The following is a 14,563-nucleotide window of genomic DNA, read 5'->3' as shown; positions in this document are numbered from 1 at the left end:
GACCCCGCTCGCGAACCGGCGTCGCCCGCCGACCCGGCGGCCGGTCCCGCCCGCCCGGCGCACCGCACCCGGAGACACGATGAATTCACCCGCTTCCCCCGAAACATCCGCCACCGCCACCGGCACCGTCACGCGCGAACGGCGCGACAAGGTGCTCGTCGTCACGATCGATCACCCGCCCGTCAACGCGTTGTCCGCCGACGTGCGGCGCGGCCTCGCCGACGCGATCGACGCCGCGCAGGCCGACGACGCGATCCGCGCGGTGCTGATCGTCGGCGCCGGCCGCAACTTCATCGCGGGCGCCGACATCCGCGAATTCGGCAAGCCGCCCGTGCCGCCGTCGCTGCCCGACGTGTGCGAGCGGATCGAATCGGGCGCGAAGCCGGTCGTGGTCGCGCTGCACGGCGCGACGCTCGGCGGCGGCCTCGAGGTCGCGCTGGCCGCGCATTACCGGCTCGCGGTGCCCGGTGCGAAGCTCGGGCTGCCCGAAGTGACGCTCGGCCTGCTGCCCGGCGCGGGCGGCACGCAGCGCGCGCCGCGCCTGATCGGCGCGAAGGCCGCGCTCGACCTGATGCTGACGGGCCGCCATGCGAGCGCCGAGGAAGCGCTCGCGCTCGGCCTCGTCGATCGCATCGCGCACAGCGACGACACGCTCGCCGAAGGGCTCGCCTATGCGCAGGAACTCGTGTCGCTCGGCGCGCCGGTGCGCCGCACGCGCGACGCGCAGGGCCTCGCCGACCGCGCGGCCGCGCAGGCCGCGATCGATGCGGCGCGCGCGGAATTGCCGAAGAAGTCGCGTGGCCTTTTCTCGCCGGCGAAGATCGTCGACGCGGTCGAGGCCGCGCTCACGCAGTCGTTCGACGCGGGGATGAAGCTCGAACGCGGCCTGTTCCTGCAGTGCGTCGACAGCCCGCAGCGCGCGGGCCTCGTTCATGCGTTCTTCGCGGAACGCGAGGCGGCGAAGGCGCCCGAGGCGCGGCACGCGAGCGCACGGCCGGTCGAGCGGATCGGCGTGGTCGGCGGCGGCACGATGGGCGCGGGCATCGCGGTCGCGGCGCTCGACGCCGGGCTGCCGGTGACGATGATCGAGCGCGACGAAGCGTCGCTCGCGCGCGGCCGGGCGCACGTCGAGAAGGTGTACGACGGCCTCGTCGCGAAAGGGCGGATGACGCCGGCCGCGCACGCGGCGCGCCTCGCGCGCTTCAAGGGCAGCACGTCGTACGACGCGCTCGCGCAGGCCGACGTCGTGATCGAGGCCGTATTCGAGGACATGGCCGTGAAGCAGGCGGTGTTCGCCGAACTCGCCCGCGTGTGCAAGCCGGGCGCGGTGCTCGCGACCAACACGTCGTATCTCGACATCGACGCGCTCGCCGCGAGCATCGACCGGCCGGCCGACGTGATCGGCCTGCATTTCTTCTCGCCGGCCAACGTGATGAAGCTGCTCGAGATCGTCGTGCCGGCGCGCGTGAGCGCGGACGTCGTCGCGACCGCGTTCGCGCTGGCCAAGCAACTGAAGAAGACGCCGGTGCGCGCGGGCGTGTGCGACGGCTTCATCGGCAACCGGATCCTCGCCGTCTACCGGACGGCGGCCGACTATCTGATGGAAGACGGCGCGTCGCCGTACCAGATCGATCGCGCGGTGCGCGGGTTCGGCTTCCCGATGGGTCCGTTCCAGGTGGTCGACCTCGCGGGCGGCGACATCGGCTGGGCGACCCGCAAGCGCCGCGCGGCGACGCGCGATCCGAACGCGCGCTACGTGGAGATTTCCGACCGGCTGTGCGAGCGCGGCTGGTTCGGGCAGAAGACCGGCCGCGGCTACTACCTGTATCCGGACGGCGCGCGTGTCGGCACGCCCGACCCGGAAGTCGAGGCGATCGTCGCGGAAGAGCGCGCGAAGAAGGGCGTCACGCCGCGCACGTTCACCGATGAAGCAATCCTGCGCCGCTACCTCGCCGCGATGATCAACGAAGGCGCGAACGTCGTGCACGAGAAGATCGCGCTGCGCCCGCTCGACGTCGACGCGGTGTTCCTGTACGGCTACGGTTTTCCGCGTTACCGCGGCGGCCCGATGCACTACGCGGACACGGTCGGCCTCGCGAACGTGCTTGCCGATATCCGCGCGTTCGCGAAGGAAGATCCGCTGTTCTGGAAGCCGTCGCCGCTGCTCGTCGATCTCGTCGCGCGCGGCGCGGATTTCGCGAGCCTGAACCGCATCGACTGAACGCCCACCGCATCCGCAACGGACCTACGATGAACCTCGATTTCACTCCCGAAGAGGAAGCGTTCCGCACCGAAGTGCAGCGCTTCCTGCAAGCCGAACTGCCCGAGCGCATCGCGCGCAAGGTGAAGGGCGGCCTGCACTTGACGCGCGACGACATGCGCGAATGGCACGCCATCCTCAACGCGCGCGGCTGGCTCGCGAGCCACTGGCCGCGCGAATACGGCGGCCCCGGCTGGAGCGTCGCGCAGAAGTTCCTGTTCGACAACGAATGCGCGCTCGCCGGCGCGCCGCGCATCGTGCCGTTCGGCGTGAACATGCTCGGCCCCGTGCTGATCAAGTACGGCAGCGACGCGCAGAAGCGTCACTGGCTGCCGCGCATTCTCGACGGCACCGACTGGTGGTGCCAGGGCTACTCGGAGCCGGGCGCCGGGTCCGATCTCGCGTCGGTGAAGACCACCGCGGTACGCCACGGCGATCACTACGTCGTGAACGGCCAGAAGACATGGACCACGCTCGGCCACTACGCGAACATGATCTTCTGCCTCGTGCGCACCGCGACCGACGTGCGCAAGCAGGAAGGCATCAGCTTCCTGCTGATCGACATGAACACGCCGGGCGTCGAGGTCCGCCCGATCATCACGCTCGACGGCGAGCACGAGGTGAACGAGGTGTTCTTCACCGACGTGCGCGTGCCGGTGGAGAACCTGGTCGGCGAGGAGAATCGCGGCTGGACCTACGCGAAATACCTGCTCACGTACGAGCGCACCAACATCGCGGGGATCGGCTTCTCGACGGCCGCGCTCGACCGGCTGCGCGCGGTGGCCGCGAAGGTCATGAAGAACGGTCGGCCGCTCGCCGACGATCCGTTCTTCGCGGCGCGCGTCGCACGCGTCGAGATCGAGCTGGAAAACATGCGCACGACCAATCTGCGCGTGCTGGCCGCGGTCGCGGGCGGCGGCGTGCCGGGCGCGGAAAGCTCGATGCTGAAGATTCGCGGCACGCAGATCCGCCAGGAGATCACCGCGCTGATGCGGCGAGCGATGGGGCCGTACGCGCAGCCGTTCGTCGATGAAGCGCTCGATGCCGATTACGACGGCGAACCGGTCGGCCCGGAAGAAGCCGCGAGCGCCGCGCAGCAGTATTTCAACAACCGGAAGCTGTCGATCTTCGGCGGCTCGAACGAGATCCAGAAGAACATCATCGCGAAGATGATGCTCGGGCTGTGACGAGGGACGCGACGATGGATTTCCAGCACACAGAAGACCGCCGGATGCTGGCGGACACGTTGAACCGCTTCATCGCCGAACAGTACGCGTTCCCGGTGCGCGACCGCATCGCGCAGTCGGCCGAAGGCTTCGACCGCGCGATGTGGCGGCGCTTCGCCGAACTCGGTACGGTCGGCGCGCTGTTCGCCGAAGCCGACGGCGGCTTCGGCGGCGCGGGCTTCGACATCGCCGTGGTGTTCGAATGCCTCGGGCGCGGGCTCGTCGTCGAGCCGTTCCTCGGCGCGCTGCTCGCAGGCCGTGCGCTCGCGCTCGCCGGCGGCGATGCGCATCGCGAGCGGCTCGCCGCGCTGATCGACGGCAGCGCGAGCGCCGCGTTCGCGCACGACGAACCGGGCTCGCATTACGAGCTGACGACCGTGCGCACGCGCGCCGAACGTGCGGGCGACGGCTGGGTGCTGACGGGCGCGAAGGGCGTCGTCGACCAGGCCGCGCAGGCGGCGTTCTTCGTCGTCAGCGCGCGCGTGTCGGGGCGCGACGACGATGCGGCCGGCATCGGCCTGTTCGTCGTGCCGGCCGATGCGCCGGGCGTGTCGCTGCGCGATTACAAGAAGATCGACGGCGGCCGCGCGGCCGAAGTGCGCTTCGAGCGCGTCGCGCTGCCGGCCGATGCCGCGCTCGGCGCGCCGGATGCGCTCGGCGGCGAAGCGGGCGCCGAGTTGCTCGAGCGCGTGCTCGGCTACGGGCTGCTCGCGCTGTCGGCGGAAGCGCTCGGCGCGATGGACGTCGCGAAGGCGCACACGCTCGACTACCTGCGCACGCGCAAGCAGTTCGGGATGCCGATCGGCAGCTTCCAGGCGCTGCAGCACCGGATGGCCGATCTGCTACTCGAAGTCGAGCAGGCGCGCTCGGCCGTGATCAACGCGGCCGCGCAGCTCGATGCGCCGCGCGTGGTGCGCGAGCGCGCGCTCGCCGCGGCGAAATACAGCATCGGCCGGATCGGCACGCTCGTCGCGGAGGAAAGCATCCAGCTGCACGGCGGGATCGGGATGACGTGGGAGCTGCCGCTGTCGCATTACGCCAAGCGTCTCGTGATGATCGATCACCAGCTCGGCGACGAGGATCACCACCTCGCGCGCTACATCGCGCTGTCGAAACAATAAGCGGCGAAACGCGAATGGAGGAGACAAGGATGACGAACGACACGCGCGCGCTGCCGCTGGCCGGCGTGAAGGTGCTCGATTTCTCGCGCGTGCTCGCGGGCCCGTGGTGCGCGATGGTGCTCGCCGATTTCGGCGCGGAGGTGATCAAGGTCGAGCATCCGGCGCGCGGCGACGATACGCGCGACTGGGGGCTGCGGATCGGCGACACCGAAACCACCTATTTCAACAGCGTGAACCGCAGCAAGCGGTCGATCTGCGTCGACCTGCAGACGGAAGCCGGCCAGCGCATCGCGCGCGAGCTGGCCGCGCAGGCCGACGTGGTGATCCACAACTTCAAGTGCGGCGGCGCGGAGAAGCTCGGGCTCGGCTACGACGCGCTGGCCGAACTGAATCCGCGGCTCGTGCATTGCGCGATCTCCGGCTACGACCGCTCCGGCCCGGAGGCCGGGCGGCCCGGCTACGACCTCGTCGTGCAGGGCGAGGCCGGGCTGATGGCGCTGAACGGCGAGGCCGGCCAGCCGCCGCTGAAGTTCGGCGTCGCGGCGGTCGACCTGTTCACCGGCATGTATTCGGCGCAGGCGATCCTCGCCGCGTTGTACGAGCGCCATGCGACCGGGCGCGGGCGGCGCATCGAGATGGCGCTGTTCGACTGCGGGCTGATGATCACCGCGTACTACGGGCTCGACGCGCTGCTGATGGGCGAGGACCCGCCGCGCTACGGCAACGCGCATCCGTCGATCGTGCCGTACGGCGTGTTCGACGCGGCCGACGGTCCGCTCGTGATCACGGTCGGCAACAACACGCAGTTCGCACGCTTTTGCGACGCGATCGAGCGGCCCGATCTCGCGGCGGACGAACGCTACAGGACCAACCTCGGCCGCTCGGAGAATCGCGCCGACCTGCTGCCCGAGATTCGTGGCGAACTCGCGCGCCGGTCGCGCGCGACGCTGCTGGCGGCGCTCGCCGAGGCGGGCATTCCGTGCGGCGAAGTGCTCGGATTACACGAAGCGCTGACGTCCGAACGCGCGACCCGCGCCGGGCTCGTCACGCGGCAGCCGCATCCGGTCGCGGACGGCGTCGACGTGCTCGCGCCGCCGTACCGCTTCGACGGCGCGCGGCTGCCGGTGCGCGGCGCGCCGCCGGTGCTCGGCGCGGATACGGAGGCGGTGCTCGGCGGCTGGCTCGGGATGTCGGCGGAGGACGTCGCGCGGCTGCGGGCGGATCGCGTCGTGTAACGCATTGATGTGCCGCCACGGCGCGGGCGGATGCCGATCACGCGCCGATCATCCACAAGACAGCTCTCGCGACGACGAGGCGACTTGCCCTGCGGGGACCTGAGTAGGCGCTGAAGCGCCAACTCCGGTCGACCGCGAAGCATGGGACCGGAGTAAGCGCTAAAGCGCTAACTCCGGTCGACAGGAGACAACATGGAGCTTTCCGTCATCGAATCGGTCACGGCGCGCCGCGACTACCAGCAGCTCGTGCGCGCACGGCGCCGCTTCAGCTTCACGCTCACCGCGCTGATGATTGCTACGTACTACGGCTTCATCCTGCTCGTCGCGCTCGCGCCGCACGTGCTCGCCGCGCCGCTGTACCGCGGCGCGACGACGACGGTCGGGATCGCCGCGGGCGTCGCGATCATCCTGATCGCGATCGGCCTGACCGCGTGCTACGTGCTGCGCGCGAACCGTGCGTTCGACCGCCGCGTCGACGCGATCCTGCAACGTCCGTGACGGAGGCCGACATGCGATTCATTTCGAGCGCGCCCGTCGCGCTGGCCGTTCTCGTTGCCTCCACCGCCCATGCGACCGGCGTCGCCGGCCCGATGCCCGACAAGGTCGAGCTGAACCCGGTCGCGATCGCGATGTTCTTCGCGTTCGTGTTCGCGACGCTCGCGCTCACGCGCTGGGCCGCGCGCCGCACGCGCTCGACGCGCGATTTCTACACGGCCGGCGGCGGCATCACCGGGCTGCAGAACGGGCTCGCGATCGCGGGCGACTACATGTCGGCCGCGTCGTTCCTCGGGCTGTCGGGGATGGTGTTCATGTTCGGCTTCGACGGGCTGATCTACTCGATCGGCTTCCTGGTCGGCTGGCCGTTCGTGATGTTCCTGATCGCCGAGCCGCTGCGCAACCTCGGCAGGTTCACGTTCGTCGACGTCGTCGCGTATCGCTTCGCGCAGCGGCCGATCCGGCTGCTGACGTCCGCGAACGCGCTGACGATCGTCGTGCTGTACCTCGTCGTGCAGATGGTCGGCGCGGGCAAGCTGATCCAGTTGCTGTTCGGGCTGTCGTACGGCACGGCCGAGCTGATCGTCGGCGTGCTGATGGTCGTCTACGTATTCTTCGGCGGAATGACCGCGACCACCTGGGTGCAGGTGATCAAGGCCGTGCTGCTGCTCGCCGGCGCGACGCTGCTCGCGTGGCTCGCGCTCGGCGAATTCGGCTTCAGCATCGACGCGATGTTCCGCCGCGCGGTGGCCGTGCATCCGGGCGCGCTGTCGATCATGGGGCCCGGCAAGCTGATCCGCGATCCGGCCAACGCGCTGTCGCTCGGCATCGCGCTGATGTTCGGCACGGCCGGCTTCCCGCACATCCTGATGCGCTTCTTCACGGTGCCGAACGCGAAGGAGGCGCGCAAGTCGGTGCTGTACGCGACCGGCTTCATCGGCTACTTCTACCTGCTGACCTTCGTGATCGGCTTCTCGGCGATCGTGCTGCTCGCGCAGCATCCGGAGTTCTTCAAGCTCGGCGCGAACGGCACGTTCAACCTGACGCACGACCTGCTCGGCGGCTCGAACATGGTCGCGGTGAAGCTCGCGCAGGCGGTGGGCGGCAACTGGTTCTACGGGTTCATCGCGGCTGTCACGTTCGCGACGATCCTCGCGGTGGTCGCCGGGCTGACGCTCGCCGGTGCGACCACGATCTCGCACGATCTCTATGCGCAGATGTGGGCGCGCGGCAAGCCCGACGAGCGGCTGGAGATGCGCATTTCGCGCGCGGCGACGATCGGGCTGTCGGCCGTCGCGATCGCGCTGTCGATCCTGTTCGAGCACGTGAACGTCGCGTTCATGGTCGGGCTCGTCGCGGCGGTGGCCGCGAGCGCCAATTTCCCGGTGCTCGCGATGTCGATCTTCTGGCGCGGGATGACGACGCGCGGCGCGGTGCTCGGCGGCGGCCTCGGCCTCGTGTCGGCGGTCGCGCTCACGGTGCTGTCGAAGTCGGTGTGGGTCGACGTGCTGCACCACGCGCATGCGGCGGTGTTCCTCGACAATCCGGCGCTCGTGTCGGTGCCGCTCGCGTTCGTCGGGATCGTCGTCGGCTCGCTCCTGGATCGCGGCGAGCGCGCACGCCGCGAGCGCGACGCGTTCGCGCGGCAGGAGTTCTACGCGCAGACGGGCGTGCTCGCGAGCCGGGCCGTGCAGCACTGATTCGTCCGATGAAACGATGGATCCGTCCGGATCGCCGGACGGATATTTTCCGGAAATCCGGAATACCGGATTTCCTTGCCTGCCGCATTATGAGAAATACAATGAAAACAACGGCTTGAGGGGTTCCGGAAACCTGGCATCGACCTTGCAATATAAAGCGCATGGCCGGCCCCCCGGCCTGACTATTAAACCAAGGAGACAACCGATGACCAATGCCTTCCTCCCCCTCCGGATGTCCTGAGGCATCGCTTGTTGCGGCACGGCAGCCGCGCGGGCGAATGCCTTCGGGGGGGATTGCCCCCCGTTCTCATTCATCCCTGCGCGCGTGACGCCGTTTCCACCGGCTCATCTACTTCAGCAGGAACCATCGTGAAGAAGAAACCCTTCTACAAAGTGCTCTATGTGCAGGTGATCTTCGCCATCATCGTCGGCGTGATCCTCGGCCACTACTACCCGTCGATCGCCACCGACATGAAACCGCTCGGCGACGGCTTCATCAAGCTGATCAAGATGGTGATCGGCCCGATCATCTTCTGTACGGTCGTCACCGGCATCGCCGGCATGGAGGACATGAAGAAGGTCGGCCGCGTCGGCGGCAAGGCGCTGCTGTACTTCGAGATCGTGTCGACCTTCGCGCTGCTGCTCGGCCTCGCGGCCACGCACCTGCTGCGCCCGGGCGTCGGCTTCAACATCGATCCGGCGACGCTCGACGGCAAGGCCGTCGCGTCGTACGCGGCGAAGGCGCACGGGCAGTCGACGGTCGACTTCCTGATGCACATCATCCCGAACACGATGGTCGATGCGTTCGCGCAGGGTGAAATCCTGCAGATCCTGCTGATCGCGCTGCTGTTCGGCAGCGTGCTCGCGCACCTCGGCGAGCGCGGCAAGGTCGTGACCGACTTCATCGACGGCCTGACGCGCGTGCTGTTCGGCATCGTGCACATCGTCACGAAGCTGGCGCCGATCGGCGCGTTCGGCGCGATGGCGTTCACGATCGGCAAGTACGGCGTCGGCTCGCTGGTGCCGCTGCTCAAGCTGATCGGCACGTTCTACCTGACGTCGCTCGTGTTCGTGCTCGTCGTGCTCGGCGCGATCGCGCGCTTCACCGGCTTCTCGATCATCCGCTTCGTGTCGTACATCAAGGAAGAGCTGCTGATCGTGCTCGGCACGAGCTCGTCGGAAGCCGCGCTGCCGCAGCTGATGGAAAAGCTCGAGAAGGCCGGCTGCTCGCGTTCGGTCGTCGGCCTCGTCGTGCCGACCGGCTATTCGTTCAACCTCGACGGCACCAACATCTACATGACGATGGCCGTGCTGTTCATCGCGCAGGCGACCAACATCGAGTTGACGTGGATGCAGCAGCTCACGCTGCTGGCCGTCGCGATGCTCACGTCGAAGGGCGCGAGCGGCGTGACGGGCGCGGGCTTCATCACGCTCGCCGCGACGCTGGCCGTCGTGCCGACGATCCCGCTGTCGGGCATGGTGCTGATCCTCGGCATCGACCGCTTCATGAGCGAATGCCGCGCGCTGACCAACATCGTCGGCAACGGCGTGGCGACGGTCGTCGTGTCGGCGTGGGAGAAGGAGCTCGACCGCAACAAGCTGCGCCAGGCGCTGAAGGGCGGCGGCGAAGTCGCGCCGACCGAGACGACGGCCGGCGTCTGACGGCATGAGCGAGCAGGCGGCGGTGTCGCCCGCGGGCGGCGCGCCGCGCGGCGGCCCGGGCATCGATGCGGAGCCCTATGACACAATAGGCGATCCGCATCGTCAGGAAGCCTCGACCGTGACGCGCCGCCTGCTCATCCTCGTCGTGCTCGCCGCCGCGCTCGCCGCGGCGTGCGCGCTGACGTGGACGATCACCTGGCAGCGCGGCGTCGCCGAGCTGCAGCGCAATGCCGCGGTGCGCGTCGATCGCACCACCAACGCGCTCAAGAGCACGCTCGACCGCTACGAATCGCTGCCTTATCTGCTCGGCAGCCATCCGTACGTGCAGGATCTGCTCGCCGAGCCGAAGCGCGCCGACTACACCGCGCGCGTCAACCGCTATCTCGAAGACCTCAACGAGCACGCGCACGCGACCGTCACCTACGTGATCGGCGCGGACGGCCTGTGCGTCGCCGCCAGCAACTGGCGCGCGCCCGACAGCTTCGTCGGGATCGAATACCGTTTCCGCCCGTATTTCGTCGATGCGATGAACGGCCGGGTCGGCCGCTTCTTCGGGATCGGCACGATCTCGCGCGACCCCGGCTACTACATCTCGCAGCCGGTGTGGCGCGACGGCAGGATCGCGGGCGTCGTCGTCGTGAAGCTCAATCTCGAATGGTTCCAGGGCGCCGATGCGTCGGAGCCGCTCGTCGTCGCGGACGATCACGGCGTCGTGTTCCTGTCGTCGGTGCCCGCATGGAAGTACCACACGCTGCGCCCGCTCACGGGGCCCGTCGCCGCGTCGATCTACGAAACGCGCCAGTACGCGCAGCAACCGGTCACGCCGCTGCCGCTGCGCGTCGAGCAGACGCTCGGCGCCGATGCGGAAATCGTGCGCCTCGGCGCCGGCCGGCGCGCGCCGCGCTTTCTCGCCAGCAAGCGCCGGATCGGCGAGCCCGACTGGCTGCTCGTCACGCTCGCGCCGATCGCGCCGATCGATGCCGACGCGCGCAACGCGACGATCGTCACCGGCTTCGGCTTCGTGTCGGTCGCGCTGCTCGCGTTCTACTGGCGGATGCGCCGCGCCCGCGTGCGCGAGATGATCCGTGGCCGCGCGCTGCTGCAGCAGGCGTACGCGGAGCTGAACCGGCGCGTCGAGGAGCGTACGGCCGATTTGTCTGAAGCGAACGAGCAGTTGCAGAAGGAAGTCGGCGACCGGATCCGCGCGGAGCAGGAGCTGCGCGCCGCGCACGACGAACTGATCCAGGCGAGCAAGCTCGCCGCGCTCGGCCAGATGGCGGCCGGCATCACGCATGAACTGAACCAGCCGCTCGCGGCGCTGCGCAGCTTCTCGGACAACACGCGCGTGCTGCTCGATCGCGGCGAGCAGGCCGCCGCGCGCGAGAATCTCGAGGCGATCGCCGCGCTCACCGAGCGGATGGGCAAGATCACCAACCAGTTGAAACTGTTCGTCGGCCGCGCGAAGCCGCGCAACGAGCAGGCGCTCGTCGTGCGTGCGCTGCGCAGCGTGCTGTCGTTGCTCGACGAGCGCCTGCGCGGCGTCGCGCTCACGCTGACGCTGCAGGATGCCACCGTGTCGCCCGCGCGGGATGCGCCGCTCGATCTGGCGCGCGACTATCCCGAACTCGTCGCGCGCTGCGAGGACCTGCGCCTCGAACAGGTGCTGATCAATCTGCTCGGCAACGCGCTCGACGCGGTGGCCGGCGTCGCGGCGCCGGCCATCGAGGTGACGATCGCGGTGTCGGCCGCGACGCTCGCGGTCGAGGTGTGCGACAACGGCTCCGGCATTGCGCCCGATTTGCTGCCGCGCCTGTTCGAGCCGTTCTTCACGACCAAGGAAATGGGGCGCGGGCTCGGGCTCGGCCTCGCGATCTCGTCGTCGATCGCCAGCGACGCGGGCGGCGCGCTGACCGCCCGCAATGCCCCGTCGGGCGGCGCGCTGTTCGTCTTGACGCTGCGGCGCGCCCGCACGCATCATCCGGACTCCGTGTCCGAGCCGGCGGGCTCGCATTAGCCTGGACGGGCGGCAGGATGCAGGCCCGGTCGGCGACGACCGGCATCAACGAGAGCCGCGCGGGCGCCGCGCGGCCTGTCAGGAGCAAGTGACCAAGATGGCCAACCGGCTGCAAGTGATCTATATCGAAGACGATGCGCTCGTGCGCCGGGCGAGCGTGCAGAGCCTTCAACTGGCGGGCTTCGACGTCGCCGGCTTCGAGTCGGCCGAGGCGGCCGAGAAGGCGATCGTCGCGGATACCGCCGGCGCGATCGTGAGCGACATCCGGCTGCCGGGTGCCAGCGGGCTCGACGTGCTCGCGCAGTGCCGCGAGCGCGTGCCCGACGTGCCGGTGATCCTCGTCACCGGGCACGGCGACATCTCGATGGCCGTGCAGGCGATGCGCGACGGCGCGTACGACTTCATCGAGAAGCCGTTCGCGGCCGAGCGCCTGATCGAGACGGTACGCCGCGCGCTCGAGCGCCGCGAGCTCGTGCTCGAGAACCACGCGCTGCGGCGCGAGCTGGCCGGGCAGAACGTCGTCGCGCCGCGCATCATCGGCCGCAGCCCGGCGATCGAGCAGGTGCGCAAGCTGATCGCGAACATCGCGCCGACCGACGCGTCGGTGCTGATCAACGGCGACACGGGCGCCGGCAAGGAGCTGATCGCGCGCAGCCTGCACGAGCTGTCGCCGCGCCGCGACAAGCCGTTCATCGCGGTCAATTGCGGCGCGCTGCCCGAGCCGATGTTCGAGTCGGAGATGTTCGGCTACGAGCCCGGCGCGTTCACCGGCGCGGCGAAGCGGCGCGTCGGCAAGCTCGAATACGCGTCCGGCGGCACGCTGTTCCTCGACGAAATCGAAAGCATGCCGCTCGCGCTGCAGGTGAAGCTCTTGCGCGTGCTGCAGGACGGCGTGCTGGAGCGGCTCGGCTCGAACCAGCCGATCCGCGTGAACTGCCGCGTGGTCGCGGCCGCGAAGGGCGACATGAGCGAGCTCGTCGCGGCCGGCACGTTCCGGCGCGACCTGCTGTACCGGCTCAACGTCGTGACGATCGCGCTGCCGCCGCTCGCCGAGCGCCGCGAGGACATCGTGCCGCTGTTCGAGCACTTCATGCTCGACGCGGCCGTGCGCTACGGGCGGCCCGCGCCGGTGCTGACCGACCGGCAGCGCGCGAGCCTGATGCAGCGCGACTGGCCGGGCAACGTGCGCGAGCTGCGCAACGCGGCCGACCGGTTCGTGCTCGGCGTGGCCGACATGCCGCAGGAAACGGGCGCGGGCGACGCGGCCGACAACGACCAGACGCTGAAGGAGCGCATCGAGCAGTTCGAGCGCGCGGTGATCGCCGAGGCGCTGAACCAGACGGGCGGCGCGGTCGCGGCGACGGCCGACCGGCTGCATGTCGGCAAGGCGACGCTGTACGAGAAGATGAAGCGCTACGGGCTGTCGGCGAAAGGCGAAACCGAGCGCTGAAATGCAAACGGACCGCGGTGCGGTCCGTTTTGCGGAGCAGGGCGCGGTGTGCGGCCCTGCAAGTCCTGCCGTGCGGTGTGCGGCGCTCAGGCCGCGTTGCCGTCGAGCGCCTTCTTGAGCAGCGCGTCGAGTTCCGCGAATTGCGGCGCGCCGACGTAGCGCTTCAGGATCTTGCCGTCCTTGTCGACGACGAAGGTCGTCGGCGTGAGCTGCACGTTGCCGAACTGCTTCGCGACGCTGCCGTCGTCGAGCGCGACCTTGAACGGCAACTGGCGCGTCTGCGCGTAGTTCGCGACGTACATCGGCGGATCGTAGTTCATCGCGACCGCGACGAATTCCAGCCCCTGACCCTTGAAGCGATTGTAGGTATCGACCATCTGCGGCATTTCCTGCATGCAGGTCGCGCAGCTTGTCGCCCAGAAGTTCACGAGATAGACCTTGCCCTTCAGGTCGCCGGCGGTCGAGACCTTCTGGCCCGACAGCAGCGTGAAGGTCGCGTCCGGCACGCTGGACTTGCCGTTGAACGCGAAGAAGCCGGCGACGGCGATCGCCGCGACGACGGCGGCCGCGACGAGGTAGCGCACGGGGCCGGCACTGCGGCGGGTGGAAGGCGTGGTGTTCATCTGGTGCTCTCGGAGTCGATGACGCGGATCGATGCAAACGACGTCGACGAAAAGGACGTCGAAATTCGGCGCTCATTTTAGCGCGAATGCGGCGCGCGCACCGGCGGCGGCCCCGCGTCCCGGTTTTCGGGTTCGGCGGATAATGGCCGTTTTGCCTGCCGCGATCCACGCCATGCCGAAGGAAGTCATCGATTCGTTGCGCCCCCGTTTTCGTCCACTGCGACACTTCGCCGCGCTGGCCTGCCTGAGCGCCGCCCTGGCCGCGTGCTCGCCTTCGTACGACTGGCGCACGCTGCACAACGATGCGGGCTACACGATCGACCTGCCGGCGAAGCCGACCGTCGAGGAGCAGCCGGTGGTGCTCGGCGGCACGTCGATGCCGATGCGGATGCAGGCCGCGCACGTCGACGGCGCGGTATTCGCGGTCGGCACGTTGACGCTGCCCGACGATCGCGACGACACGCGCCGCGCGGCGCTCGAATTTCTGCGCGCCGGGCTGTCGCGCAACCTCGACGGCGCGCCGCGGACGGCGGCGGTGCCGGTGCCGCTCGCGGCCGGCGGCGCGGTGAACGGGGTCGAGCTACGCATCGCCGGCGCAGCCGCCGCCGGAGGCGATCGCGCCCGCAAGACGATCGTCGCGCGGCTCGCCGCGCGCGGCCGGCACGCGTATCAGGCCGTCGTGATCGCCGACGGGCCGCTCGCGCAGGAGCAGCTCGACCAGTTTTTCGGCTCGTTCAAACTCGATTGACGACGGCCGGCGAGGGCGCTCAGACACGC

At 69.4% G+C, this 14,563-nt stretch carries 11 protein-coding genes; 10 read left to right on the top strand and 1 reads right to left on the bottom strand.

Annotated elements, in window-relative coordinates:
- The first annotated feature begins 79 nt into the window (after positions 1 to 79).
- The 9 genes from KPB06_RS05170 to KPB06_RS05130 all read left to right on the top strand — a co-directional run bounded on the left by KPB06_RS05170 (position 80) and on the right by KPB06_RS05130 (position 13,163).
- Complete coding sequence (locus tag KPB06_RS05170; protein ID WP_059576032.1) at positions 80 to 2,221, top strand: 3-hydroxyacyl-CoA dehydrogenase NAD-binding domain-containing protein; 2,142 nt, start codon at positions 80 to 82, stop codon at positions 2,219 to 2,221.
- Positions 2,222 to 2,250: 29 nt separating this feature from the next.
- Complete coding sequence (locus tag KPB06_RS05165) at positions 2,251 to 3,447, top strand: acyl-CoA dehydrogenase family protein (RefSeq protein WP_059576035.1); 1,197 nt, start codon at positions 2,251 to 2,253, stop codon at positions 3,445 to 3,447.
- 14 nt (positions 3,448 to 3,461) lie between these two features.
- Positions 3,462 to 4,607: an acyl-CoA dehydrogenase family protein gene (locus KPB06_RS05160; RefSeq protein WP_060009021.1), complete on the top strand. Its 1,146-nt coding sequence runs from the start codon at positions 3,462 to 3,464 to the stop codon at positions 4,605 to 4,607.
- A 29-nt stretch (positions 4,608 to 4,636) separates the two neighbouring features.
- A complete protein-coding gene (locus tag KPB06_RS05155) occupies positions 4,637 to 5,842 on the top strand; it encodes a CaiB/BaiF CoA transferase family protein (RefSeq protein ID WP_060009023.1) in 1,206 nt (401 codons plus the stop codon).
- 192 nt (positions 5,843 to 6,034) lie between these two features.
- Positions 6,035 to 6,340, top strand: coding sequence for a DUF485 domain-containing protein (locus tag KPB06_RS05150; RefSeq protein WP_059576041.1), 306 nt, complete (start codon positions 6,035 to 6,037; stop codon positions 6,338 to 6,340).
- A gap of 11 nt (positions 6,341 to 6,351) precedes the next feature.
- A complete protein-coding gene (locus KPB06_RS05145; protein ID WP_060009025.1) occupies positions 6,352 to 8,037 on the top strand; it encodes a cation acetate symporter in 1,686 nt (561 codons plus the stop codon).
- 369 nt (positions 8,038 to 8,406) lie between these two features.
- Positions 8,407 to 9,699, top strand: coding sequence for a dicarboxylate/amino acid:cation symporter (locus KPB06_RS05140; RefSeq protein ID WP_059576044.1), 1,293 nt, complete (start codon positions 8,407 to 8,409; stop codon positions 9,697 to 9,699).
- A 4-nt stretch (positions 9,700 to 9,703) separates the two neighbouring features.
- Positions 9,704 to 11,713 carry a sensor histidine kinase gene (locus KPB06_RS05135; protein ID WP_060008925.1) on the top strand — a complete coding sequence of 670 codons (2,010 nt, stop codon included), beginning with the start codon at positions 9,704 to 9,706 and terminating at the stop codon, positions 11,711 to 11,713.
- A 97-nt stretch (positions 11,714 to 11,810) separates the two neighbouring features.
- Entirely contained in the window at positions 11,811 to 13,163 is a 1,353-nt protein-coding gene (locus KPB06_RS05130) for a sigma-54-dependent transcriptional regulator (RefSeq protein WP_059576050.1), read from the top strand.
- Positions 13,164 to 13,249: 86 nt separating this feature from the next.
- Here the strand turns inward: KPB06_RS05130 and KPB06_RS05125 are convergent, their stop codons facing one another.
- Positions 13,250 to 13,786 (bottom strand): peroxiredoxin family protein, encoded by a 537-nt coding sequence (locus tag KPB06_RS05125; RefSeq protein WP_059576053.1) that lies wholly within the window; start codon positions 13,784 to 13,786, stop codon positions 13,250 to 13,252.
- A 172-nt stretch (positions 13,787 to 13,958) separates the two neighbouring features.
- Between KPB06_RS05125 and KPB06_RS05120 the strand changes: the two genes are divergently transcribed.
- Positions 13,959 to 14,534: a hypothetical protein gene (locus KPB06_RS05120; protein WP_059576056.1), complete on the top strand. Its 576-nt coding sequence runs from the start codon at positions 13,959 to 13,961 to the stop codon at positions 14,532 to 14,534.
- Positions 14,535 to 14,563 lie beyond the last annotated feature (29 nt).

The sequence above is a fragment of the Burkholderia semiarida genome (assembly GCF_029268935.1).
In the GTDB taxonomy this organism is placed as follows: domain Bacteria; phylum Pseudomonadota; class Gammaproteobacteria; order Burkholderiales; family Burkholderiaceae; genus Burkholderia; species Burkholderia semiarida.
Note: the sequence above shows the minus strand (reverse complement) of the source record. Positions and strands in the feature narration are given on the sequence as shown.